We start from the raw sequence: 26,050 nt of genomic DNA on the forward strand, positions 1-26,050 counted from the left end.
AACCACTACTCCATGAATATTCTCAACATACTCGCCGAAATCGAGAAGGTAGACCCGGAAGTCTATGAGCGGCTCGACCAGCGTCGTCAGGTTTTCAAGCACTTTGCTGGTTTCGGTAAAAAACTAGCCACAGCCGCTGTGCCGTTGGCTATGGGCTCCATGTTCCAGAAAGCCTACGGGCAGTCTTCAGGCTTGAGCAAGCAGGTAACCGATGTTCTGAACTTCGCCCTCACGCTGGAATACCTGGAATACTACTTCTACGATATGGGCGTGAAGACGCGTAATCTGTTTGTGCAGGCCGATCTGGCCGCCATCACGATTATCCGCGACGACGAAATGAAGCACGTCAACTTTTTAAAGGCTGTATTGGGTAGCAGCGCCATTGCGCCGCTCAGCGCCAACGATTTCGATTTCACTGGCTCGAAAGGTGGCAAGCGTGCTCCCTTAATTTCAGAGGTGTTCCGTTACCGGCAGAATTTCCTAGCGCTGGCGCAGGCTTTCGAAGATACCGGCGTGCGCGCTTACAAAGGCGGCGCTCCACTGCTGATCGAAAATAATACGGTGCTCGAAGCTGCTCTGAACATTCACTCTGTAGAAGCCCGCCATGCCTCGCACATCCGCACTATGCGCCGCGGAGGTACGCAGGCCAACGGCCTACCCAAGAGCTGGATTACCGGCAACGAAGGCGGTGGCCCCTTGCCCAGTGTAACGGCTCCCGTGTATGGCCCTGGTATGCCAGCCGATATGTTCCCTTCGGAAGCGAACGTCACGCAAGCCGGTATCGACCTCACGTCTATCCCCAACGTAACGGCCGATCAGGCCTCCGAAGCATTCGACGAGCCGTTGGATATGGCTACAGTACTCAATATTGCTAGCAACTTCCTCAAATAGCTCTCAGATACTGAGCGAAGAAAAAAAGGGCAGCCGATAGGGCTGCCCTTTTTTATTTTACTACCCTACGTAGCCGACGTGTCGTCGGGTGCTGCTGGTTTTTTGCGTGGCGGCCTACTGCGGCGCTTAGGGGCAGTAGGCGCAGGTTCCGTCGTGGGCGCAGTTTCAGTGGTTGGCTCTATAGTCGTCTGCGGTGCCGTGTCGGGCGCTGGCGGGGTAGAAGTTTTAGCAGCTTTCTTTCGGGGTGCCCTCGGCTTGGGTGCAGTAGGGGTATGCGTTGCGGCCGGTTCCGGTGCAGTCGTATCAACCGGCGCCGGAGTGACAGTCGTTTTTTTGCTGCGAGAAGCCCTTGGCTTAGCTTGTGCTTTAGGCTTAGCGGCTTTGCGAATGGGCGTTGCTTCAGTATCGGCTGACAGGGTAGGAGGATCCTCAGCATTGGCCACAGGGGTAGCCTCCGGAAGCTCTACTGGTAGCGCAGATGACTCAGGTGTTGGCGTTGGTGCCGTTGGCTCTGGCTCAGTGGTAGCAGTAACCGCTGAGACGGCGGCAACAGGTGCTTCCTCTTCAGCTGGTAGCAGGGTAGGGGAGGGCGCAGAAGCTGTTTCTGTAACTATTGGGCCCGAGGCTTCGCTCTGAATCAATTCAGGAGCTGTCTCGGGAGTTTCTGTAGAAGCGTTTTCCGGCGTGGCGTATAGAGGAGCTAGTTGGCGGCCACGGTTTTTACCCGAGCGCCGTGCCTTTTTCTTGTCGGCCAATATCTGACCAGCCGTACGACCCTTGCGGGGCTTTGGCACAATATCAACATCCTCTGCATCCGCTGCTTCTTCAACGGATTCCTCCACAGACTGTTCTACTATTGTAGATTGCTCGTCAACTACCTCAACGGAAGGACGTAGATCAGCTTCAACAGCTATTTCTGCATCTTCATTGGGCTCCGCCGAGCCCGCCTCCTGGGCTGCTAAAGCCTCTAGCGCAGCACGTTTGCGGGCCGTGCGCTTGGCTCCGCCTCGGCTCCGCCGTTTTTTCTTGGGAAGTTGAGTAACTGCTTCATCCACAACCTGCTCAGCTTCTTCTACCACAGGCGTAGCAGGCAGGTCGGCCAGTGCTTCCTCTGAGTAAACAACCTCCTCTTCCGTAATAGACGCCAACGCTAATTCCGTGGCAACTGCGGGAGTTTGCTCAGCATACTCGCCAATATCAATTCGTTCCTCATCGTCATCCGACTCTGGCTCCGGTTCAGGCACAGAAGGGATAGGTAGCGCTGCTAATTGCTGCTCTACGGCTTCTATCTCAGTTGTTACATCAACTTGCTGGCCCAGACGCCGCAGGCGCTCCAGCGTGCTTTCTAAAAACTGGCGATGCTCAGGAGCGCCTGCATACAACGGCCTATGATGTAACGCCTGCTGTACAGAATGCCACTCCTTTTTGAAGCGGCCAAACGCTGCATCGAAATACGTACGCGTAAACCGCTCCCAGATGTAATCTTGTGCCACCACGGAAGGGTGCAGCATGTCATCGGTATAGAAACGGTAGTCACGTAGATCGTCTAGTAGCAGTTCATAGGCCGGAAAATACGATACATCGGGTAACAGCTCGCTCAAGTAATGGCAAGCCAGTCGAAGAGCTGATTTGCTGACAGCATTCAGAGGGAGTGTATCCTTCAAATGGCGTACGGGGCTTACCGTCAAGATAAATCGCAGCTTCGGATTATGACGCCGTAAGTAGGCGTGGGTTTCCGCTACGGCGTTGATGATTTCGTCCGGTGTCAGCAATTCCTTCTCAAACTGATCTGCCGGAATTTTGTGGCAATTGCTAACCAACTCGCCTGTAGCGCGCAGCCGGTAGACAAATGCGGTACCCAGCGTCAGCATCACCACATCGGCGGTGCCCAGAAATTCGCCGGTTTGCTGCACTAGCTCTTGAATCTGCTGTAATAACGTCACCGGCGAATCGGCGCCAAGGGTAGCGTGCAGGTCGTAGCTCTGCCAGCGGCCGCGGGCTTCTACTAAGTGCTGTTGCCAATCCATATCCTCACCAGCAGCTGCACGCAGCAACTGGCAAGCCGTGAGCGGATTAAACACGGTGCCGAAGGGATTCACAACGGCCGCGACCTTATTCTCGATCAGGCGCACGCCAATTGTCTCTGCGAAGCAGGAACCCACCGTCAGCACCCGTGCTGCGTGTGGCAGCTGCTGCGGATAAGGAGTAAGAGGAATTTCAGTACGAAACATGCAAGGAAGCTAGGACCGATAGCCGGCCAACAAATACGCTGCGCCGCTCCTGAATCGCGCGCCACCGAAGCGCGGCAACTTCAAAAACAAAGCACTCATGGACAAAGATGGGAGTAAATTGCTTATATAAACCAGTTAGCTAATACGGAGGGTAGCGCATGTTGGCCAGAAAGCTGTTCTATCAGTAACGAAAAAGCCCGACTACCAAAGCAGTCGGGCTTTCTTAGTTAAAAAGTAGTTGCTTACTCAGCTACTACGTTGAAGCGAACCTGGTGCTTCACTTCTTTGTGCAAGTTCAGGGTAGCAGTATACTCGCCAGCCGTCGAAGGCTCTTGGTCAAACGAAATACGCTTGCGGTCTACCTCAATGCCCTTGTTAGCTAGTGCGTCAGCCAACTGAAGCGTGGTTACGCGACCGAAGATCTTGCCGGTTTCGCCCACTTTCGCTGGAATTTCCAGCACCATATCACCAATTTTGTCGGCAATGGCTTGAGCGTCGCCCTGAATCTTATCGGCTTTGTGCGCAGCCTGACGCACGTTCTCAGCTACGATTTTCTTGTTCGATTTGTCGGCCAGAATAGCCAGACCCTGGGGCAGCAGGTAGTTACGACCGTAGCCGGCCTTCACCGTTACGATGTCGTTCTTCTCGCCCAGACCCTTTACGTGGTCTTTCAGAATTACTTCCATGACTTTGTTGGTTTCTGGTTGTTGGTTTTTGGTTTCCTGGTGGTATCCTCAATTTCTAGTGAACAGAGGAAACGGCCAAGTAACCAAAAACAAAAAACCAATAACTAGAAACTATTTTAACGAATCGGTTACGTACGGCATCAGCGCCAAGTGACGAGCTTTAGCTACGGCCTGGGCTACCTTGCGCTGAAACTTCAGGCTGGTACCAGTGATGCGGCGGGGCAGCACGCGGCCCTGCTCGTTCACAAACTTCAGCAGGAAGTTTGGGTCCTTGTAATCGACATACTTGATGCCGTTTTTCTTGAAGCGGCAGTATTTCTTACGCTGCTCCTGCTTGTGGATTCTTTCGTTGGCTAGGCTCATGATACTAGGCGGCGGCTTCCGATTGTTGTTTGGCTTTCTGCTGATTCATCTCGCCATTGCGGCGGCGCTGGTTGTAAGACACAGCGTGCTTATCCAGCACAGTGGTCAAGAACCGGATAATGCGCTCGTCACGACGGAACGCCAGCTCCAGCGTATCCACGATGTTGCCCTCACCAGTGAACTCAACCAGGAAATAATAACCGGTTGATTTCTTCTGGATAGGGTAGGCCAGCTTGCGCAGGCCCCAGCTTTCCTGATTGATAATGTCGGCGCTATTTTCCTTAAGCACCTGGGTGAACTTCTCGACCGTCTCTTGCACTTGGCTCTCGTTCAGTACGGGAGTCAAAATGAAGACCGTCTCGTAATTTCTTACTTCCATTACGACGGGGTGAAAATTGTGTGTGAAAACTAAATGAGGCGGCAAAGATACGCTTTTTCTTGCCCGATGCCTACGACCTAGTTATTATTTATTGCGGAAGGATAAGACTTAACTGACTGTGCGTCAGAATTTGCCTGTCCTCCCGAAACATGCTTTAAGTTAAGTATAGGAATCAATATAACTCTGCTAAGTAACAGCTACTTAGTAGTGTATATAATATTATATAAGTATAACTACTAGAATGTGAGGTAGTTTAGAATCTTTCTAACCAAGCTAACGAGGGCTAATTTTCGCCTCTTCTGGTTTGTTGTCTGCGATTCCCAACCTACATTTGTGGCCTTGATGCACGCCTGCGTTTCTTTCTTCCCAGTCAATTTGTGCTATGGATAGCATCCGATTTCGTACTCTCCCCAAACTGCTTCTTGCTCTTTTCCTGACGGTTGCCACCGTGGGCCAGTCTCTGGCGCAAGAGGTTGGCTCCGCGCCAGCGGTTAGCAAAGAAGGTGTAACGCCCGGCGCCACTGCCGGCGCCGATGGTGCCCCCGCTGCTGCGGAAGGTGCTGCCCCTGCCGCTGGCGGAGGCGATGCTGCTGCCATTCAGGCCGGCGATGCTTTGTTTAAAGGCAATTGTGCTCAGTGCCACGCTGTCAACGAAAAAGTGGTAGGTCCTGCGCTAGCAGGCATCACCAAGCGTCGTCCGATGTCCTGGATCATTCCGTGGATTAAAAACTCCAGCAAAGTAGTTGCCAGCGGCGACGCGTATGCTGTGAAACTCTTCAATGAGTACGGCAAGCAGCAAATGCCCAGCTTCGCTTTGTCTGATGATGAGATTAAGTCGATTATCGCCTATACTGTTTCGCAGGAAGGTAGCGCAAACAATACCCCAACGGGCGGAGCAACCGCTGGAACCGATGGCACAGCTCCAGCCAATGAAAATGGCAGCACCGAAGCCGGTCAGTACATCGACCTGCTGATGATTGTGTTAGTAGTAGTGCTTATTGTACTGGTAGTAACACTGGTTATCATCGCCAATCTGATGAAGGATGTGCTGCGTGGTCGTAAAGACCTAAGTGGCCGCGATGTCGAGCAACTCAATCAGCGTTACGACTTTTCGAAAATTTACAAGTCGGGAGCTGTACGTGGCATTGCTGTAACAGTGTTCATCTTAGTCGTGCTCTATGAATCAGTACAGGCGGCTATGGGCATTGGCTTGACACAAGGCTACCAGCCTACGCAGCCTATCGCTTTCTCGCACAAACTGCACGCCGGTGAAAACCAGATCAACTGTGCTTATTGCCACACGTCGGTATACAAGAGCAAATCGGCCAACATTCCGTCGCCTAACATCTGTATGAACTGCCACTCGCAGATCAAGACAGAATCGCCGGAAATCAAGAAAATCTACCGGGCTATCGAGCGCAAGCAGCCTATCCAGTGGGTACGCATTCACAACCTGCCGGATTTGGCCTACTTCAACCACTCGCAGCACACCCAAGTGGGCGGCCTAGAGTGCCAGACCTGTCACGGTCCGATCCAGAACATGGATGTAGTATATCAGTATTCTGCCCTAACCATGGGCTGGTGCATCAACTGCCACCGCGAGACGCCTCTCAACACGAAGGGCAACGCATACTACGATAACCTCGTGAAGCTGCACGACACCAAGAACAGTGCTGTGCCTTTCACGGTGTCATCAAACGGTGGTACCGAGTGCTCGAAGTGCCACTACTAAATTGTACGTCTCGGAGGAAACCTTTTTCTTAACGGTCAAACTCCGCGACAACCAAAAGATATTAAATAAGCCTTACTTGGAGATAATGTGGAGTCAACATCACGACTCCAGTCTTCAAGACCCTAAGTCCCCATACACAAATGCAAGAGTCGCCTAAGTACTGGAAGGGAATTGAGGAACTGGAGAGCTCGCCGGAGTTTGTGAAGAACGCGTTGACAGAATTCGCGGACTTCCTACCGGTGAAGGAAACCTATGGCTCTTCCGACGCTGCGGTAGCCCCGCGCCGCGACTTCCTCAAACTGATGGGTTTCGGTATCGCTGCCGCTACCCTCGCCAGCTGCGAAACCCCGGTTCGCAAGGCTATTCCGTACCTGAATAAGCCACAGGAAGTAGACCCTGGCATTGCTAACTTTTACGCTTCTACCTACTTCACGGGTCAGGACTACAACAGCGTATTGGTAAAGACCCGCGACGGTCGGCCAATTAAGTTGGAAGGCAACCCCGAGTCGCCGCTCACGCGTGGTGGCCTGTCGGCCCGCGCCCAGGCGTCGGTGCTGAGTCTGTACGATGGTGCTCGTCTACAGCATTTCACTATCGACCGTAAGAAAGCCGATAAAAATCGAGTAGACAGCGAAATCCGCACGAAACTGGCTCAAGCCGGTCGTATTGCCATCGTGTCGCCTACCATCATCAGCCCTTCGACCAAGAAAGTTATTGCTGAGTTTGCATCGCGCTACCCCAATACGGAGCACGTGCAGTACGATGTGATTTCGGCTAGCGGCCTGTTACAAGCTAATGGTGGAGTATTGCCGAGCTATAATTTCAGCCAGGCTAATGTTATCGTAAGCCTTGGCGCCGATTTCCTTGGTACTTGGCTGTCACCAGTAGAATTTGCTAAGCAGTACGCCACTACGCGCAAAGTATCGAGCGACAAGAAAACGATGTCGCGGCACTACCAGTTTGAAACGACAATGTCGTTGACCGGTGCCAATGCCGACACGCGCGTGCCGGTGAAGCCTTCTGAAATGGGTGCAGTAACCCTGGCCCTGTACAACGCGGTAGTAGGTGGTGGTAGCGGTTCATATAAGAATGCTACCCTAACTAAAGCTGCTAATGAACTGAAGGCAAACCGTGGCCGCAGCCTTGTGGTATCGGGTTCTAACGATGCCAATGTACAGGCATTGGTAGCAGCTATCAACCAAGCGCTCGGCAACGTAGGTACAACGGTTGATCTGGCTAATCCTTCGCTGGTTCGTCAGGGCAACGATGCCCGCATGACGCAACTGGTAAACGATATCAAAAACAAGAGTGTCGGCGCAGTTATTTTTTACAACGCTAACCCGGTATACGACCACCCTATGGGGGCAGACATTGCCTCAGCTCTGCCTGGTCTACCTCTAACGATTTCGCTCAACGACCGTCTCGACGAAACCGGTTCTTTGTGCAAATACGCTGCTCCAGACCATCATTACCTAGAGTCGTGGAATGATTATGAGCCGAAGCGCGGCTATCTGAGCTTGGCTCAGCCTGCTATTTCGCCATTGTTTGCCACTCGCCAGGCGCAAGAAAGCTTACTGACTTGGGCAGGTAACAACACAAGCTACTACGACTATCTGCGTGCTCAATGGAGCGGTGTGTTAGGAGCTAGTGGCTTCCAAGCCGCTTGGGACAAAGCCGTACACGATGGGGTAGTAATGGGCACTGCTTCGCCCGCAACTGCTCCTACCACTGCTGTGGATGCTGGTTCTGCTGCTGCTGCGCTGAGTGCGCCAACAAAATCAGGCGAAGTGGAACTGGTTCTGTACGAGAAAGTAGGCATTGGTAATGGCTCAGAAGCCAACAACCCATGGCTGCAAGAGCTACCCGACCCAGTTTCTAAAGCTACTTGGGGCAACTACGTATGCGTGCCTTATGACATGGCAAAAGCTAATGATTGGGAGCAGGGTGATGTACTGAAAGTGACTGCTGCCAATGGTAAGTCAGTAGAATTACCCTTATTGATACAGCCAGGCCAAGCAAAAGGCACTGTAGCTATAGCCGTTGGCTATGGCCGTAAGCAGACTGGTAAAGTAGGCGATGGGGTAGGGGCTAACGTATTGCCACTTGCGACAATGGTCGGTAACAGCATTGTGTATGCTACTACTGCCAAACTAGACAAAACCGGCGCTAACGAGACAATTGCTCAGACCCAGACGCACCACACCATTATGGACCGTAAGGCCGTAGTGCAGGAAGCAACCCTGGCGAAGTACATTGAGAATCCGAAAGAAGTAACAGAGTACGAAAAAGTTGCTACTCCTGATGGTCTGGAAGCTCCCGCCCGTGTATCGCTGTGGCAGGACTACGAGTACAAAAACCACCATTGGGGTATGGCTGTTGACCTTAACTCGTGTATTGGCTGCGGCTCGTGCGTGATTGGGTGTCAGGCCGAAAACAACGTAGCTGTAGTAGGCAAACAAGAGGTAATCAACCGCCGCGAGATGCACTGGATGCGCATCGACCGTTACTACAGCTCTGACCACCACCGTGACGAGTTCGAGACGGAAGGTAAGCTAGCTACATATGCTGCGATGGAGAATCCGGCTGAAAATCCGAAAGTGATTTTCCAGCCGCTGATGTGCCAGCATTGCAACCACGCTCCTTGCGAAACGGTTTGTCCAGTACTAGCCACTACTCACAGTTCGGAAGGTCTCAACCAGATGACCTATAACCGTTGCGTAGGTACGCGTTATTGCGCAAACAACTGCCCGTATAAAGTGCGTCGTTTCAATTGGTTCTCGTACTACACTAACGAGAAGTTTGAGAACGTGAACGGCCACATGTTCACTGATCTTGGCCGCATGGTCCTCAACCCCGACGTAACGGTTCGGGCCCGCGGTGTAATGGAGAAATGCTCGCTCTGCGTGCAGCGTATTCAGCTTGGTAAGCTGGAAGCAAAGAAGCAGAAGCGTCGTCCGAAGGATGGTGAAATTGTGTCGGCTTGCGCTCAGTCTTGCCCCACTGAAGCCATCGTATTCGGTGATATGCGTGACCCGGAGTCGCGGATTTCGAAGCTCCTGCGTCGTGAAGACGGCGAGCGGGCTTTCCACGTCCTCGACCAGATCAACGTGCAGCCGAATATCACGTACCTGACCAAGATCCGGAACGTGGAGAACGGAAATGAATTTGTGATCTAGCCATTGAGAATAGGAGTAGGCAGTTTGCTAACAAACGTTACAAGCTGCCTGCTTCCTGCCACTTCCTTTAAATAAACCACTATGCAGCACGTATCGCCTGTACGGGAGCCGCTCGTAACCGGGGGGAAAACGTACCACGACATCACGCAGGACGTGTGCCGGCAGGTAGAAGCCAAGCCGAATATTCGGTGGATGGCGGCCCTGGCCGTTGCCCTATTCTTCCTTGGTGTATTTCTCTATTCTGTATACCGCACCCTATGGTATGGTATCGGGGAATGGGGCCTCAATAAAACTGTTGGCTGGGCCTGGGACATCACCAACTTTGTGTGGTGGGTGGGTATCGGTCACGCTGGTACGCTGATTTCTGCTGTACTATTGCTGTTCCGCCAGAAATGGCGCTCGTCCATCAACCGTGCAGCCGAAGCTATGACCATCTTCGCTGTAATCTGCGCGGCTATGTTCCCGGTGTTGCACATGGGTCGCCCATGGCAGGCTTACTGGGTATTTCCGCTGCAGAATACGTTTGGCTCACTGTGGGCAAACTTCAATTCGCCGCTACTGTGGGACGTATTCGCCATCTCGACTTACTTCTCGGTTTCATTGGTTTTCTGGTACATCGGTCTGATTCCTGACTTTGCTACCATTCGCGACCGGGCGAAAGGCCCTATTGCCAAAGTAGCTTACTCCATGCTGAGCATGAATTGGAAAGGTTCAGCTAAAGCATGGTCGCGTTATGAAACGGTTTCGTTGATTCTGGCAGGCGTTTCTACCCCGCTGGTACTGTCGGTACACACCATTGTATCGATGGACTTTGCTACCTCAGTTGTACCAGGTTGGCACACCACGATTTTCCCTCCTTACTTCGTGGCAGGTGCTATCTTCTCAGGTTTCGCCATGGTACTGACGCTGATGCTCATCACCCGGGTAGTGTTCAAATTAGAAGACTACATCACGCTTGAGCACATCGCCTTGATGAATAAAATCATGATGATTACGGGCTCTATTGTAGGGGTAGCGTACATCACTGAGTTCTTCATTGCCTGGTATTCGCAAGTAGAGTTTGAGCAATACGCATTCATTAACCGCGCAACCGGTCCTTACTGGTGGGCTTATGCGTCGATGATGACCTGTAACGTAATTACGCCCCAGTTGGTGTGGTTCCGTAAGGTGCGCTATAGCATCCCGATGACGTTTGTGCTGTCGATTATTGTTAACATCGGTATGTGGTTCGAACGCTTCGTGATTATCGTAACCTCCTTGCACCGCGACTACCTACCCTCGAGTTGGGCTATGTTCTCGCCCTCTATTATCGACATCGGTATCTATGTAGGTACGATGGGTCTGTTCTTCACCTTGTTCCTATTGTTTGCCAAGTTCTTCCCAGTTATCAACATGGCAGAGGTGAAAACGATCCTGAAATATGGTGTAGACAATGGCCCAACCTATACGGGTCAAGATCCGCACCACGCCCCTACGCATCATCACGCTACCCCTGGCGTACCGGCTTCCGCTCCCGTAACTTATACCAAACATGACTAAGCGTTTCGCCCTCGGCGTTTTCGATGACGAAGACGTACTCCTGCACGCCATTGAGAACGTGCGCGCAGCGGGAGTGAAGATCTACGATGTATTCACGCCTTTCCCTATCCACGGCATCGATGATGCTTTGGGTATTGAACGGAGCCGTCTACCTATCGCCGCATTCTTCTATGGTCTGTGCGGTTTGTCCTTTGCCCTGTGGATGCAGATCTACATGTTGGGATTTGACTGGCCCATGATCATTGGTGGTAAACCTCACATTTCGCTACCAGCATTCATTCCGGTTTCGTTCGAGTTGACGGTATTGTTCACCTGTCATGGTATGGCCATTACCTTCTTCATCATCACAAGCATGTATCCTAAGCCGAAAGTACAGGTGATGGATGTGCGTTCGACGGATGACAAATTTGTGATGGCTATCGAACTGAAGGACGATACAAGCAATCTAGGTCAGTTGACTCAACTGTTGCGTGATAACGGCGCTTCAGAAGTCAACGAAAAAGAAATGACTAAGAACTAATGGCGCATTCGCTGAAAATAGGTCTGCAAGCGTCGTTGATGGTATTTGGAGCAATCTGTACGACTGCTTGCCACGACGCCAATGACACCGGCATTGAATATGCGCCGGAGATGTACGAGTCTATTCCGTATGAGCCTCTACGACAAGTCACGGCTAATACAATCAACCCAATGGGTATCAACCAGCGTACGCCGCCGGTAGGTACCGTTCCACTGGGTAAACTGGATTACTACGATCATATTCCAAAAGATAGCGTTGAGCAAGCTTCGCGTCGTTTGACTAACCCGCTGGCCTACACGCAGGAAAATCTAGTGGAAGGTCAGACCCTGTATGCTCGTAACTGCCAGCATTGCCATGGTGAACAAGGCGATGGGCAGGGGCCAGTAGGTCAGAAGTTCAAAGGCGTGCCCAACTATTCTGCCGGAGCCTATAAGACAATGAATGATGGGCATATTTACCACGTCATTGAATGGGGCAAAGGCCGTATGATGCCACACGGTTCGCAGGTTAACCCAGAAGAACGGTGGAAAATTGCCATGTACGTTCGTGCACTACAACTAGGTGAAGGACCTGATGGCTTGTCTAAAATGGTAAAGGTCGGCCCAACAAGCGCTGCTTCTGATTCAACGGAAACTTCTGATTCATCTAATCAGTCTGCTGTAGAAGAAGCGCAAGCTGGAACTGGTTCGGCTACCCCCGGACAGGGTAATACAAAAGCAACTAACGGAACGGCGAACTAAGGAACTATGGCAACACTGACGCACCACGAAAGCGCCACGGCTGAACACCTGGTACTTTCGTCTGATACCCGTAAAAAGTTTATTTGGCTAATTCTGGCCGGCGTTGTTCTATTCATCGTCGGAGTAGCTCTAGCACTCTTCGGGGTAGGAGCTGAACATGCTACTGGCCACGAGGCTGCTGGCCATGCTGGTGCTCATCACGGTAGTCCGCTTTGGATTAAACGCATTATAGTGAGTGTATGGCACAGCAACATTTTCTTCCTTGGCTTATCAGTCGTAGGCACTGTTTGGGTTGCAATCAATACTGTTGCATACGCTGGTTGGTCAGCTGCTATTCGGCGCGTACCAGAAGCTACTAGTGCCTGGATTCTGCCAGGTGGTATCATTCTAGTTGTCGTTTTCCTGCTGAACCTATGGCACAGCGACATCTTCCACTGGACAACTCCAGGTATTATGACCCCTGGCAGTGAGACTTATGATGCTATCATTGCTGGCAAAAGTGGTTTCCTTAGCGTACCATTCTACCTGATTCGTACTGTATCCTACCTCGTTATCTGGTGGGTATTCACAGAGCGGCTACGCAAATTGTCGTTGGAAGAAGACCTGAATGGAGGTACGTATTATTTCCATCAGAGCATCAAAACGGCCGCGCTATTCCTAGTATTATTCGCGGTAACAGAATCGATGTCGGCTTGGGACTGGGTGATGTCGATTGACACGCATTGGTACAGCACGATGTTTGGCTGGTATGTCTTTGCTAGTTGGTGGGTATCAGGTATTGCTGCTATCACCCTGTGTACTATATTCCTGAAGCAAGCTGGCTATCTACGTTTTGTAAATGCAAGCCACCTGCACGATCTAGGGAAGTTCATGTTTGGCTTCAGTATCTTCTGGACTTATATATGGTTCTCGCAATTCATGCTGATATGGTATGCGAACATACCCGAAGAATCAGTATACTTCAACCAGCGTCTAGGTGGATTTGATAATGCTTATACTGGGTTGTTCTTCTTCAACCTAGTTATCAACTTTGCTTTTCCATTCTTGGTAATGATGACCCGCGACGCTAAGCGGCAGATGATCATGCTTAAGATTGTAAGCATTGCTATTCTGATAGGGCATTGGTTTGACTTTTATTTAATGATCATGCCTGCAACTATGCAGGGAAATAACGGGTTTATCATTGAAATAGGTACCGCACTGGTTTTCTTGGGTAGCTTCCTTTTACTCATGACGAAGCGCCTATCACAAGCTTCACTGGTTCCCGTCAACCATCCTTTCCTCGACGAGAGCATCCATCACACGACTTAAATTTTAGACGCTGGAAATTGAAAGATGTTGATTAGAACTTTGTTCTTATGACACTTTCGATTTCCAGCTGCTAGCTTCTAACTTCTTTACAAATGACTGCTCTTGGTATTCTACTGGTCTTGGTGTTACTGCTGGTCGTATTCGGCCTGTTGTTCCGCCTCCAGATTCTGACATCCATTTTCTCGGGTAGCTCTAACCGCGAAATCGGTACAAGCAACCGCGTTAATGCAATTTTATTCTTGGTTTTCCTTATTGTAGGTGGTGCCGCTTTCGCGTGGTCTTTCGCGGATAGCTTCGACGCCATGAATCCACCTATCGCTTCTGTGCATGGCCATGCATTGGAGAAGATGTTCTGGACCACAATGGTTATTCTGGGTATCGCCTTTGTGCTAACTCAGGTACTGTTGTTTGGCTACTCCTACAAATATCAGCATCGTGAAGGTCGTCGTGCTTTCTTCTTTGCGCACAACAATAAGATTGAGATTATCTGGACGCTGATTCCAGCTGTTGTGATGGCTGCATTGGTGTTTGCTGGCTGGAAAGAGTGGACGCGTATCACAGGCCCTGCTCCTAAAGATTCAGTAGTTATCGAAGTGATGGGCAAGCAGTTTGGCTGGTTGGCTCGCTATCCTGGTCGTGACCAGAAGCTTGGGGTTGTGAATTACCGGCTGATTGATGCTTCTAACGACTTCGGCCTCGACCTAAGTGACCAAAGCTCACTGGATGATATTACATTTTCCTCAGGTGCTTTGCATATTCCCAAAGGCCACCCTATCATGTTTAAGATTCGGTCGCGCGACGTTTTGCATGCTGTGTATATGCCTCACTTCCGGGTGCAGATGTATGCGGTTCCTGGTATGCCTACTAAGTTTTGGTTCACGCCTACTCTGACAACGGAAGAGATGCGAGCTCAAACGGGTAACCCTAAATTCACTTACGAATTGGCTTGTAACCAGATATGTGGTCGGGGTCACTTTGCCATGCGAATGGAAGTGATTGTGGAGGAACCAGAAGACTACATTGCTTGGTTATCGCAGCAGAAATCCTTCTCGTCACAGAATCCTGAAATTCTGGCTAACTTGAAGAAAAAAGCACAAGATCAAAAAACAATTGGAGTAACTGCTCCAGTAGGTCCGGCTGCTACAGCCGCTGTACAATCGGCTACTCCAGCTTCGTTGTAATTACATTTTAACGCACGCTTCTCTATGGCTGCTAATATTCCTACTAACGCACAGGCGCAAGGCGGTATTGGTGTGTCGGTTCCGCATACCGAACACGAAGATCATTTGCATAATGATGAGCACCACGAGCAAAGCTTTATTTCGAAGTACGTCTTTAGTACAGACCATAAAGTAATTGCCAAGCAATTTCTCATCACGGGTATTTTTTGGGCCATTCTGGGCGGCACACTTTCTAGCTTGTTCCGCTTGCAACTTGGATGGCCTGAAGCAACTCTGGAATGGCTGACGCCGGTATTAGGTAAATGGGTGGAAGCTGGTAAGCTGAATCCTGAGTTTTATCTGGCGCTGGTGACGATGCACGGTACCATCATGGTATTCTTCGTGCTGACAGCTGGTTTGAGCGGTACTTTCTCAAACTTCCTGATTCCGTTGCAAATAGGCGCTCGTGACATGGCTTCGGGCTTTATGAACATGCTATCGTACTGGTTCTTCTTTATCTCCAGTGTGATTATGTTTTCGTCGCTGTTTATAGAAACGGGTCCCGCTGCTGCTGGATGGACAATTTATCCTCCATTGAGCGCCTTACCACAAGCTATTCCAGGCTCGGGTGCTGGCATGACGCTATGGCTGGTATCAATGGCTTTGTTCATTGTATCGCAGTTGCTAGGTGGTGTTAACTACATCACAACCATCATCAACCTGCGTACCCGCGGTATGTCGATGTCGAAATTGCCGCTCACTATTTGGTCGTTCTTCCTGACGGCTGTATTGGGTCTGCTGGCTTTCCCCGTGCTTTTCTCGGCTGCTCTGCTGTTGATCTTCGACCGTTCGTTTGGTACGAGCTTCTTCCTGTCAGATATCTACATTGCTGGCCAAGCATTGCCAAACACAGGTGGTAGCCCTATTTTGTTCCAGCATTTGTTTTGGTTCCTGGGTCACCCCGAGGTATACATCGTGATTATGCCGGCCATGGGTATGGTATCGGAAATCATGGCAACCAATGCTCGCAAGCCTATCTTTGGCTACCGTGCTATGATTGGCTCGCTGCTTGGTATCTCATTGTTGTCTTTCGTGGTATGGGCTCACCATATGTTCGTGACGGGTATGAATCCTTTCTTGGGTTCGGTCTTCATGTTCCTTACGCTCATTATCGCAGTACCTTCAGCTGTAAAAACGTTTAACTGGCTAGCTACTTTGTGGCGGGGTAATATTCGCTTTACTACAGCCATGTTGTTCTCCATCGGCTTTGTATCACTGTTTGTATCAGGTGGTCTGACGGGTATTGTATTGGGTAACGCTGCTCTGGATATTCAGGTGCACAATACTTACTTCGTGGTGGCTCACTTTCACTTAGTAATGGGTAGCTCTGCTTTCTTCGGCCTATTTGCTGGTGTATACCACTGGTTCCCAAAGATGTTTGGTCGCATGATGGACGAGAAGCTTGGCTACATCCACTTCTGGTTGACTTTCCTCGGTGTGTATTTGGTATTCCTACCCATGCACTATGTAGGTATTGCTGGTTTTCCCCGTCGTTACTACTCTTGGACCGGTTTTGATACATTCAGCCAGTTTGCTGACCTGAATAAATTCATTTCGGTAGCTGCCATCTTGGCCTTCTTCGCGCAGTTTATCTTCATCTTCAACTTCTTCTACAGCATCTTCCGCGGCCGTCGGGCTACAGAGAATCCCTGGCAGTCGAATACGTTGGAGTGGACTACGCCGGTTGTTCCCGGTCACGGTAACTGGCCTGGTGCTATCCCCGCTGTGTATCGTTGGCCATACGACTATAGCAAGCCTGGTGCTGAAACGGACTTCATTCCGCAGAACGTACCTTTCTCGCAAACGCAGTCGTCAAACATGCCTTATGAGCGAGAAATGGCTGACTAAGTTTCGCCTGAGTGTATTTCAAACGGGCCGCTGTATTTACGGCGGCCCGTTTCTATTTAATCAACCGAAAGATATAGCTCAGATAAATTCGGCATTTAATCAATTTTCTGGAGCAACACGCCAGTGAACTTTGTTTCACTAGTAAGAAGATTTATCGCCTATGCGCACACCTGCTTTTGTTCGCCGGTTTCGGTTTTTCGGTGTACTCACCGTTGTGTCGGTTTACTTGTTGATCTTAGTAGGAGGCATTGTGCGTAGCACAGGATCCGGTATGGGTTGCCCCGATTGGCCGAAATGCTTCGGAACATGGGTGCCACCCACCGATATCAGCCAACTCCCAGCTGATTACAAAGAAGTATATACAGCGCAGCGGGTAGCCAAAAACAAGCGACTGGCAGCTACATTAGAGCGTTTCGGCTTTCAGCAGGTAGCAAGCAATATTTTTGCACACCCTACCCAGTACATAGAAACGGATTTCAATCCGGTGAAAACCTGGATTGAATATGTGAATCGCTTAGTAGGTGCCCTGATTGGTGTATTTGTATTCCTGACGGCTGTGCTGGCGTGGCCCTACTGGCGCCGCGACCGAACAGTGTTCTGGTTGGCGTTTTCAGCCTTTATCCTGACAGGAGTGCAGGGCTGGTTGGGTTCATTGGTTGTTTCTACCAATTTGTTACCCATCATGATAACCGTTCATATGGGGTTGGCACTACTCATTGTGGCCATGCTGATTTACGCGGTAGAACGCTCACAGCGGGAAGCTATAGAAGTAGAAAGGGGCAGTGAGGCACCCGTCGCAACTGGAATGTCGGGCTGGTTATGGTTGATTGTCGTGCTGACGTTTGCGCAGATAGTGCTAGGAACCCAGGTACGGGAACAAGTAGACTTGGTGGCTACAGCAAACGGCTATCTGCAACGACAAACCTGGATTGATCAGCTAGGAGGCGTTTTCGCAGTACATCGTACGTTCTCAGCGGTGCTGTTATTATTGAATGCCTACGTGGTCTATCAACTGTATCGACAGCCTAATCGACGCTTGCAGCGCTTAGCTAGTGTAGTTATCGGCGTAATCGTAGTGGAAATTTTAGCTGGGGTCACACTGGCTTACTTTAGCCTGCCAGCAGCTGTTCAACCAGTGCATCTTTTGTTGGGGACTCTATTGTTTGGGGCGCAGTTTGTCTTGTTGTTGGCCTACCGACATGCTCGGAAAACAGTAGAGCAGGCCGTGTTTCCGCGGGTTGTTGCGTAACTTTGCGCCCCGCGTTTGGTCGAGTCTAACGGCCAATTATCAGTCTAATCTCTCGGATGTCTAAAGCCAGAGCGTTTTTTCAGCTACTCAAGTTTCGTCTGGCCCTCACGGTAGCCTTTTCTAGTGCCATTGGTTACCTACTGGGGGCTTATGAGCTTGATCTGGGTAAGGCACTGCTGGTATTGGTAGGCGGCTTGCTGGTTACAGGCTCAGCCAATACTATCAATCAGATTTTTGAGAAGGACCTCGATAAGCTGATGAAGCGCACCGCCAAGCGCCCTATTCCCACGGGGGTAATAAGCATTGCGGAAGGCTGGGTATTTGTTTTTGTAACCGGCTTATTAGGACTAGGAATCTTAGCCTACTTCTTCAACCCGCTGACCGCGGCGTTGTCATTGCTTTCGTTGATTCTATACGGATTCATCTACACGCCGCTCAAAACAATTTCACCAGTATGTGTGGCCGTTGGTGCTATTCCAGGTGGAATGCCGCCTATGATTGGCTGGGTAGCCGCTACCGGCGTGCTAGGGGTAGAGGCCTGGATTTTATTCGGAATTCAGTTTATGTGGCAATTCCCGCACTTTTGGGCCATTGCCTGGGTGCTAGACGACGACTACAAGAAAGCCGGATTCAAAATGCTGCCTACTCCTGGTGGTAAGGACCTCCGCACAGCCATCCAGATCATGACCTATACGTTGGTGCTGATTCCACTGAGTCTGCTCCCAACGGTCTTTCACATGACGGGTACTACCTACGGAATAATTGCTGTGGTATGTGGAGTTTTATTCCTGGGGCAAACGTTCTATCTCATGCGCACCTGTTCCAAGAAAGCGGCGATGAGCATCATGTTCGGCTCATTTCTCTACCTGCCCATTGTACAGATTGCGTTGGTCTTCGATAAACTGTAACCTACCCACGTATGCATACTTCTGAAGTTTTAACCGCTAAAGAACCCGGTACCGGCCAACACCCGTACCGCTTGCAGCTGATCCTGTTAATGATCAGCAGCTCTATGATTTTTGCTGCCTACACCAGCGCCTATATTGTGCGGCGTGATGAAGGCAACTGGTTGGAGTTTGCCCTACCCGTGGCACTGGCTATCAACAGTGCTATCATCTTAGTGAGCTCTGGTACGATGCAGTGGGCGTATATGGCGGCCCGGCGCAACAGCATCAAACAAGTGCGGATTGCGCTGATTCTGACCTTTATTCTTGGTTTGGCCTTCTTAGTAGGGCAGTGGAACGTATGGGGAGATTTAGTAGCCAGTCGAATTTTCTTCGGCGGTACCGACGCCAATCCTTCTGGTTCATTCGTATACGTGCTCATGGGCGTACACGCCTTCCACCTCGTTACAGGCCTTATTTTTCTGTGGGTTGTGCTCCGCAAAAGCTTGCGCTATGAAGTACATTCCAAGCAAATGCTCTCGATAGGCAATGCGACTATCTACTGGCACTTCCTCGGTGGGCTTTGGTTGTACCTGTATTTGTTCCTACTTTTGAACCACTAGTATTGTCTTACCCCGCATAGTATGTCCACTTCTTCCTCAACGCTGGCCCCCACGACGAATTCGGTCGAACTCGAACAGCCACGTTCCGGCACTTGGGATGGCGGTAACGAACCCTTCAAGGCGAGCTACGGCAAGCTGATGATGTGGTTCTTTCTGCTGTCGGATGCCTTCACGTTCGCCGCGTTCCTGACCACCTACGGCATGATCCGCCACCGCAATCCGGTGTATGTGGGTGATGTCGAAAATTTTGAATTCTCGACTGCCTACTGGCCCATTCCCGAGAAGGTATTTAATGCCTTCCCTGGCTTCCACGGTGTAGATCTACCGTTGGCCTTTGTGGCGTTGATGACCATGATTCTCATCTTCAGCTCTGTGACGATGGTACTGGCTGTGGAAGCTGGCCACCGCATGGACAAGAATGATGTGCAGAAGTGGCTGCTATGGACTATTCTGTTCGGGGCTACTTTCCTTGGCTCTCAGGCCTGGGAGTGGAGCCACTTTATCAGTGGCCACGAAGAAGGTACGCTATTGAGCGACGGAACTATGTTCCACGGTGCCAACTTGACCATGAACCAATATGGTCCGGTGTTATTCGGTGACCTGTTCTTCTTCATTACTGGCTTCCACGGCACACACGTATTCTCAGGTGTTTGTTTGTTGGTGTGGGCCTTTATCGCTACTACCAATGGCACCTTTGAGAAGCGTGGCCATTATGAAATGGTAGAGAAAATTGGTCTCTACTGGCACTTTGTAGACTTGGTTTGGGTGTTTGTTTTCACCTTCTTCTACCTCGTTTAATCGTAAACTTAAATGGCTGGTCGTCCAACAACGCGTTGGGACGACCAGCCATTTACCCATTCAGTAATTCAACCATTTAGTTATAATGGCACATCACGTCGAAGTTCAGCACAACGAGATACGGGAGATTCCGAAGCCCAATACCGGCTGGATCTGGAAAACCTTCTGGGTACTAGTAGGCATCACGGCCGTTGAGTTCGTTATTGCCTTTACGATGCCATCCAGCACCTTACGCAATAGCATCTATATCGTGCTAACTATTTTCAAGGCTTTCTTCATCGTAGCTGAGTTTATGCACTTAAAGCACGAGACGAAAGGCCTTATCTGGAGCATTTTGATTCCAGTTGCGTTACTTATCTGGTTGTTGGTTGCTCTGGTAACGGAAGGTTCTTACGCTGGCGAGTTGCTTCAGCATACATTCAGCAGCTAATCTATGCGGCCCCGGCAAACCCTGTTGTTGGGCCTCATGCTGCTTGTGCCCGTTCTGGCTTTTCTATTTCTGAAAAGCTTCGGCACCAATCATTACGCGCTGCCAACTTTCTTCCCCGAACGTGTTGATTCAACACAAGTTGGTGGAAAGTGGCAGCGCGATACTGTTTATCACCACCTGAACAGCTTTGGTCTAACCTCGCAATCTGGGCATCCAGAGGCCATAACGGAAATAGCGGGTCGTGGCCTATATGTAGCAGGATTCTTGTGTGCTAATTGTCCTGGTGCCTCGCCCGAGCCCATTGCGCAGCTGGCCCGCGTGCAGGAGCTGTATCGGCAAGATTCTCAGGTGAAGTTAGTCACGTACCTAACCGCCGGTATCACGCCCGAGAAGGCTGCTGAACAGTATGGTGCTATTGCCGGCAAATGGTGGTTTCTGGCGGGTGACAGCGCAACAATGCGTCGCGTGGCTGATGATTACCATTTATCAACCGCTACGAACAGCACTATTCAGACGTCGAATCTGTTTCTAATAGACCGCGACCAACAGATACGCGGCATTTACGACGGTACCAAGCACAAGGAGATTGAACGGTTGCTGACCGAAATAGGCGTTCTATTGTACATCTATGAGCACGACGACGCAGACCGCTAATCCTAGCGGTACTACCAAATACAAGATTTTAGCTGGCGTACTGGGTGCAGTGATACCGTTGGCCGTTGCCGTACTATACTTCTTTCCGGGTATTCTGAAGGTAGAAGGCGCTAACGTGAAGATGCTGCCGGCTGTGAATGCCGGATTGAACTCTCTGACAGCTGTTTTTCTACTACTCGGATACTACTTCATCCGGCGAAAGGATGTAGCGCGTCACCGCGCTATGATGGGCATAGCCTTTCTACTTGGGTCGTTGTTCTTGGTGTCGTACGTAGCGTATCACTCGCAGGGCATCGTCACGAAGTTTGGCGGGGTAGGGGCTATTCGAGGGGTATATTACTTCCTGTTGCTAACGCACATTGTGCTAGCAGCCGTAACGGTAGCCCTAGTGCTTTTCACGCTATATTATGCGCTGACGCAGCAATTTGCTAAGCACCGCCGGATAGCCCGCTGGACTTTCCCTATTTGGCTGTATGTGTCCGTTACGGGGGTTATCGTGTACTTCATGATTGCGCCCTATTACACGTAATAGCCGTTAGCGTAAAACAATTGTCGGAGTTGAAACTTAACGCCTGCTTAGGTGTTCAAATCATATGAAAAAGGCCCTCAAATCCAGTGTATTTCTGTTGCTGCTGAGCACGTTGCTTAGTTTACTTCCGTTGGCAACACAGGCCCAGTGCGTGCTCTGTAAGTCACAGGTAGAGTCGTCGCGCACGGAAAAAGACGGCTACGACGTAACAGGTCTAAACAAAGGCATCGTCTACCTCATGACGGTTCCTTACCTGTTAATGGGTACAGTAGGGTATTTCTGGTATCGCAACGTGCAAAAGAAGAAAGCTGCGCAGCAGTAAAAGCTAGATTGCATTCTTCGTGCAACTATTGTATTAAGCAGTGAATGCCGCCAAATGGCGGCATTTTTGTTAGCTTCCGGGTAGGTTTGCGCTGTAGTGCTTGGTGTTAGTTAGCCTTCTGCCTTGTTAAAATCGACTCGTTTTTCTCCGTTGTTTCTGCTGCTGGCGGCCGTTCTGTGTTTCGCTGGGGCCTATGTCAGCAATCAGTACGCACAGCGTTCCGGGTCTTTGTTCCGGGCCGATGCACTGCGGCTACAGAACCTGCTGACGGAAGCCGAATTAACGGCGCGCTATGAGGCGGAGGCAGTGGTAGACAACTTGCGTAAATACAAGCCAACTTTTGGGGAGCTGGTAAGCCATACGACCTACCCTTGCTTTGTGTATGAGGGTGAGCAACTGGTAAGCTGGTCCGATCATACCATCGAGCCAGATCAGGCGCTGGTAGATGAGGAGTTTCGGGAGAAGATGGTGGAAATGCGCTTCGGGCACTACTTGGTGCTTCGCCAGGTGCTGGGGCCATACACCATTATTACCTACGTGCCGCTGGAGCAGCACTATGGTATCAGCAACCGCTACCTGCGCAACGGCGCCGGACAGGCACTATTCCGGGGGATGAATATCCGGCTGGTGCCAAATAGCACCAATCAGCGCCTACCCCGCCTGTATACCGATGCAGGAGAATACCTCTTCTCAGTCGAAAGTCTTCAGCCTAACCCCATCACGGGTAAATACCTACCGTGCTTTTTACTGTTGTTGGGCCTGAGTTGCTACCTATTGTGCTGGTGGCAAATGGCGCGGCGACGCTTTCGGGCAGACAAAGCTCTCAGCGGTGCCATTGTAGTAATTCTGGCGCTAGTGGTGTTGCGGGCGGCATTGCTCTTTGCGGGCCTACCTTTTTCGCTGATTGAGCTACCTCTATTCGACCCGCGAGTGTATGCGGCTTCCTGGCTTTCGCCTTCACTGGGCGATTTGCTAATCAATGCGCTTTTGTTGTTAGTGGGGTCTTACTACGCGCTCTTGCTGTTCCGGCGCTACCGGATAGTGCGGCGGGTGCGGCAAGTGCGCAACCAACTAGTGCGGCTGTTGCTAGGTGTAATAGCGGTGCTGGGCTATTTTGGGCTGATGGTACTGCTGTATCAGTTCTTTTCCAATAGCTTCAACAACTCCCAACTAGTGCTCGATATCACGCAGAGCATTCAGGTGAGCGGTTTCAAAGTGCTGTTGTGTTTGGCGCTGGTGCTACACGGGGGAGCCTATATGGTAGGCTTTTTCCTGTTGTCGCAGCTGTTTACGGCGGCGGTGCGACCTACCTCCAAGGTATCGGATGTGGTGCTGCTGAGCTTTTTCATGCTGCTTTTCCTACCAACCGGGCTCATCCTTAATCAGCCCTACCTCACGCTGTTGGGGCTGGCGCTGTTGTTCTTCGCGGTGCTGCGCCTCACTGGGCTGAAGCAACTGGTGAATGTAGTACCGTATCAGATTTACCTATTTATTTTCCTGATGCTGGCCGTGATATCGGCTGTGGGGGCGCTGGCTTTGTATGAGTTTGCTGATCAGCAGCTAATTCTATCCAAGCAGAAGATTGCAGGCAATTTGCTGATCGATAATGATTTGCAGGGAGAATATCTGTTGGCGGAACGTACACGCCAAATGGCAGCCGACTTGCGCATCCAGAAGGTATTGGCCAATCCGTTTGCCAACCAGGAGGTAGTCCGGCAGAAAATTGATAAGTACTACCTGCGCGACTATTTCGATAAATACGAGGTCGTAGTCACGCTGTTTGGCCCCTCGGGCACGACGGCCGATAGCAGCGTGGCCCTACCTGCCCTGCGCCGCCGTCTGCTTGCCAATGCTACGCTCACCGACCAAGAAGGCATCTACCTGATTCGGGGTAGCAACTCGTTCAGTACGCGGCGCTACGTGGCCCTAGTGCCCGTGCCGGCCGACAGCAGCCGGGAGAGCACCATTGTACTAGAACTGTCTCTCAAGAAGTTGACCGCCTACAGCGTAGTGCCCGAACTGCTGATCGACCAGAAATTCTTTCAGCCTGGGCTAGGACCAGAGTTAAGCTATGCCGGCTACGAAAACAACCAATTGGTATATAGCGAAGGGGATTTCGACTACGTAAACCAGTTGACTAGTAACGTGTTGAATGATAGTAGGCTCTACACAACGGGTCTGGCTATCAATGGATTTCACCACCTGGGCGTGCGGGGGCCGCAACAACGACTGGTTATCGTGACGACGACCACGTATTCGTTTGCCAATTGGCTGGCTAACTTCTCTTTCCTGTTTCTGCTGCACACGTTCTTCTGGCTGGTGTGCATTGGCATTTACACCCTGGCGCAGGGCCAGTCGCTGGAGGTGTTCCGAACCAATTTCAGCACCAAGATTCAGCTGTTTCTGAACTTCGGGATTCTGGTGCCACTGCTGATTGTAAGCGTGGCGACGGCTAGCCAGGTGACCAGCTCGTACAAGCGTGACCTGCTGCGCGCCTACGAGCGCCGCGGCAAGGCCGTGCAGGAAAGCTTGCTCCGCAACCGCTCCGCCCTCACCGATTCTGCCAACCACAGCGCCATTATCGACCTGGCCGACAACGTAGCCAGCATTACCGATACTGACTTGAACCTATACGATGCCCACGGCATGTTGCAGGTAAGCAGTCAGCCGCTCATTTTTGAGGCGGGTTTGTTGAGCCCCTTGATGAACCCACAGGCCATGGCTGCGCTGGCCGAGCACGGGCAGCCGCGCAAGCTGTTGACCGAGCACGCTGGTACGCTGTCGTTCAACGCGCTCTACCTACCCCTGCGCGCCGGGACGGTGCGCGCTGGCAAACCGGCACCCGTTATCGGCTATGTGGGTATCCCGTTCTTCGACTCCGAGAAAGACCTAGACGGCAAGCTGATCGAGCTGATATCAACCAGTCTGAACATCTTCACGGTGATGTTTATCCTGTTCCTGATTCTGACGTTTGTGGCTTCGCGCATTCTCACGGCCCCGCTCAAGCTCATCACGGCCAAGCTGAAACAAACTACCCTAACGGACCGCAACGAGCTGCTCGAATACAACTCGGCCGACGAAATCGGGCTGCTGGTGCGTGAGTACAACGGCATGCTGATGAAGCTGGAAGCCAGTAAGCTGGAACTGGCCGCGCAGGAAAAAGAAGCTGCCTGGCGCGAAATGGCCCGACAAGTGGCCCACGAAATCAAGAATCCGCTCACGCCGATGAAGCTTTCGTTGCAGTACTTGCAGAAGGCTATTGCCGAGCACCGGCCCAACGTGCAGGAGCTGATTGGAAAGATTTCGCAGACGCTCATCACGCAGATTGACGTGCTCTCGGATATTGCCACGTCGTTCAGCACCTTCACTAACCTACCCGCCATGCGTCCCGAGCGCCTGGATATCATCCCGATTCTGCGGCGGTGCGTGAGTCTGCATCAGAGCAATGCCATCGGCGGCCACCTCTACCTGCTGCTGCCGGATGATGCTGATAGCGGCAACTACGAAGTGTTTGCCGACGAAAATCTGCTGGTTCGTACATTCAATAACTTATTGATCAATGCGTTGCAGGCGGTTCCGCTGGGGCAGCACCCCGATGTGGGCTTATGGCTGGAATATCAGCCTGATGGGCAGCACCTATTGATTTGTGTGCAAGACAACGGCGCCGGCATTCCGTTGGAAGTACAGGACAAGATTTTCAAGCCGAATTTCACCACCAAAGAGCAAGGTTCGGGCATCGGCCTAGCCGTGGCCCGACGCGGTATCGAAAGCGCGGGTGGGCGCATCTGGTTCGAGACGGAAGAGGAGGTAGGCACCACGTTCTTCGTAGAGCTGCCCCTGGCCCCGGAGAAATAGTGAAGTTGTGAACTGGTGAATTTGACATTAGAGAGGCGCACTTTATGCAAGTGCCGCTGTCAGAATATCA

At 51.2% G+C, this 26,050-nt stretch carries 22 protein-coding genes; 18 read left to right on the forward strand and 4 right to left on the reverse strand.

Annotation, left to right across the window (positions count from 1 at the left end; all coding sequences use genetic code 11):
* Positions 1 to 12: 12 nt before the first annotated feature.
* A complete protein-coding gene (locus tag KYK14_RS04925; RefSeq protein WP_185281024.1) occupies positions 13 to 891 on the forward strand; it encodes a ferritin-like domain-containing protein in 879 nt (292 codons plus the stop codon).
* Positions 892 to 956: 65 nt separating this feature from the next.
* Here the strand turns inward: KYK14_RS04925 and KYK14_RS04930 are convergent, their stop codons facing one another.
* The 4 genes from KYK14_RS04930 to rpsF all read right to left on the reverse strand — a co-directional run bounded on the left by KYK14_RS04930 (position 957) and on the right by rpsF (position 4,550).
* A complete protein-coding gene (locus KYK14_RS04930) occupies positions 957 to 3,122 on the reverse strand; it encodes a GSCFA domain-containing protein (RefSeq protein ID WP_219157461.1) in 2,166 nt (721 codons plus the stop codon).
* Between the two features lie 242 nt (positions 3,123 to 3,364).
* Positions 3,365 to 3,808 carry a 50S ribosomal protein L9 gene (rplI, locus tag KYK14_RS04935; RefSeq protein ID WP_185281022.1) on the reverse strand — a complete coding sequence of 148 codons (444 nt, stop codon included), beginning with the start codon at positions 3,806 to 3,808 and terminating at the stop codon, positions 3,365 to 3,367.
* A 111-nt stretch (positions 3,809 to 3,919) separates the two neighbouring features.
* Positions 3,920 to 4,171, reverse strand: a complete 252-nt coding sequence (gene rpsR / locus KYK14_RS04940; protein WP_185281021.1) for a 30S ribosomal protein S18 — start codon at positions 4,169 to 4,171, stop codon at positions 3,920 to 3,922.
* Positions 4,172 to 4,175: 4 nt separating this feature from the next.
* The gene (rpsF, locus tag KYK14_RS04945) at positions 4,176 to 4,550 is read right to left on the reverse strand and encodes a 30S ribosomal protein S6 (protein ID WP_185281020.1); all 375 of its coding nucleotides are present in this window, start codon (positions 4,548 to 4,550) and stop codon (positions 4,176 to 4,178) included.
* A 382-nt stretch (positions 4,551 to 4,932) separates the two neighbouring features.
* On the opposite strand from rpsF, the gene KYK14_RS04950 reads away from it, so the two are divergent.
* The 17 genes from KYK14_RS04950 to KYK14_RS05030 all read left to right on the forward strand — a co-directional run bounded on the left by KYK14_RS04950 (position 4,933) and on the right by KYK14_RS05030 (position 25,980).
* Positions 4,933 to 6,282 (forward strand): cytochrome c3 family protein, encoded by a 1,350-nt coding sequence (locus KYK14_RS04950; protein ID WP_219157464.1) that lies wholly within the window; start codon positions 4,933 to 4,935, stop codon positions 6,280 to 6,282.
* Positions 6,283 to 6,422: 140 nt separating this feature from the next.
* Entirely contained in the window at positions 6,423 to 9,458 is a 3,036-nt protein-coding gene (locus tag KYK14_RS04955) for a TAT-variant-translocated molybdopterin oxidoreductase (RefSeq protein WP_219157467.1), read from the forward strand.
* Positions 9,459 to 9,539: 81 nt separating this feature from the next.
* Entirely contained in the window at positions 9,540 to 10,997 is a 1,458-nt protein-coding gene (gene nrfD / locus KYK14_RS04960) for an NrfD/PsrC family molybdoenzyme membrane anchor subunit (RefSeq protein WP_246601689.1), read from the forward strand.
* Positions 10,990 to 11,517 carry a DUF3341 domain-containing protein gene (locus KYK14_RS04965; protein WP_185281017.1) on the forward strand — a complete coding sequence of 176 codons (528 nt, stop codon included), beginning with the start codon at positions 10,990 to 10,992 and terminating at the stop codon, positions 11,515 to 11,517. The genes nrfD and KYK14_RS04965 overlap by 8 nt, the downstream gene beginning before the upstream one ends.
* Positions 11,517 to 12,257 (forward strand): c-type cytochrome, encoded by a 741-nt coding sequence (locus KYK14_RS04970; protein ID WP_219157469.1) that lies wholly within the window; start codon positions 11,517 to 11,519, stop codon positions 12,255 to 12,257. The genes KYK14_RS04965 and KYK14_RS04970 overlap by 1 nt, the downstream gene beginning before the upstream one ends.
* A 6-nt stretch (positions 12,258 to 12,263) precedes the next feature.
* Positions 12,264 to 13,568, forward strand: a complete 1,305-nt coding sequence (locus KYK14_RS04975; protein ID WP_246601690.1) for a quinol:cytochrome C oxidoreductase — start codon at positions 12,264 to 12,266, stop codon at positions 13,566 to 13,568.
* 92 nt (positions 13,569 to 13,660) lie between these two features.
* Positions 13,661 to 14,749 (forward strand): cytochrome c oxidase subunit II, encoded by a 1,089-nt coding sequence (locus tag KYK14_RS04980; protein WP_219157475.1) that lies wholly within the window; start codon positions 13,661 to 13,663, stop codon positions 14,747 to 14,749.
* Between the two features lie 24 nt (positions 14,750 to 14,773).
* Positions 14,774 to 16,636, forward strand: coding sequence for a cytochrome c oxidase subunit I (locus KYK14_RS04985; RefSeq protein ID WP_246601691.1), 1,863 nt, complete (start codon positions 14,774 to 14,776; stop codon positions 16,634 to 16,636).
* A gap of 160 nt (positions 16,637 to 16,796) precedes the next feature.
* Positions 16,797 to 17,885, forward strand: coding sequence for a COX15/CtaA family protein (locus KYK14_RS04990; protein ID WP_219157478.1), 1,089 nt, complete (start codon positions 16,797 to 16,799; stop codon positions 17,883 to 17,885).
* A gap of 56 nt (positions 17,886 to 17,941) precedes the next feature.
* Complete coding sequence (gene cyoE, locus KYK14_RS04995) at positions 17,942 to 18,793, forward strand: heme o synthase (RefSeq protein WP_219157481.1); 852 nt, start codon at positions 17,942 to 17,944, stop codon at positions 18,791 to 18,793.
* Positions 18,794 to 18,804: 11 nt separating this feature from the next.
* On the forward strand, positions 18,805 to 19,392 hold the full coding sequence (locus tag KYK14_RS05000) for a cytochrome c oxidase subunit 3 (RefSeq protein WP_219157484.1): 588 nt from the start codon (positions 18,805 to 18,807) through the stop codon (positions 19,390 to 19,392).
* A gap of 21 nt (positions 19,393 to 19,413) precedes the next feature.
* Positions 19,414 to 20,190: a cytochrome c oxidase subunit 3 gene (locus KYK14_RS05005; protein ID WP_208308724.1), complete on the forward strand. Its 777-nt coding sequence runs from the start codon at positions 19,414 to 19,416 to the stop codon at positions 20,188 to 20,190.
* A gap of 85 nt (positions 20,191 to 20,275) precedes the next feature.
* Complete coding sequence (locus KYK14_RS05010) at positions 20,276 to 20,620, forward strand: cytochrome C oxidase subunit IV family protein (RefSeq protein ID WP_185281010.1); 345 nt, start codon at positions 20,276 to 20,278, stop codon at positions 20,618 to 20,620.
* Between the two features lie 3 nt (positions 20,621 to 20,623).
* Complete coding sequence (locus tag KYK14_RS05015; protein WP_219157486.1) at positions 20,624 to 21,274, forward strand: SCO family protein; 651 nt, start codon at positions 20,624 to 20,626, stop codon at positions 21,272 to 21,274.
* A complete protein-coding gene (locus tag KYK14_RS05020; protein ID WP_208308722.1) occupies positions 21,249 to 21,803 on the forward strand; it encodes a DUF420 domain-containing protein in 555 nt (184 codons plus the stop codon). The genes KYK14_RS05015 and KYK14_RS05020 overlap by 26 nt, the downstream gene beginning before the upstream one ends.
* 64 nt (positions 21,804 to 21,867) lie before the next feature.
* Positions 21,868 to 22,125 (forward strand): hypothetical protein, encoded by a 258-nt coding sequence (locus KYK14_RS05025; RefSeq protein ID WP_219157489.1) that lies wholly within the window; start codon positions 21,868 to 21,870, stop codon positions 22,123 to 22,125.
* Between the two features lie 123 nt (positions 22,126 to 22,248).
* Positions 22,249 to 25,980, forward strand: a complete 3,732-nt coding sequence (locus KYK14_RS05030) for a sensor histidine kinase (RefSeq protein ID WP_219157492.1) — start codon at positions 22,249 to 22,251, stop codon at positions 25,978 to 25,980.
* Positions 25,981 to 26,050: the final 70 nt, after the last annotated feature.

The sequence above is a fragment of the Hymenobacter profundi genome, from assembly GCF_019334315.1.
Taxonomy (GTDB): domain Bacteria; phylum Bacteroidota; class Bacteroidia; order Cytophagales; family Hymenobacteraceae; genus Hymenobacter; species Hymenobacter profundi.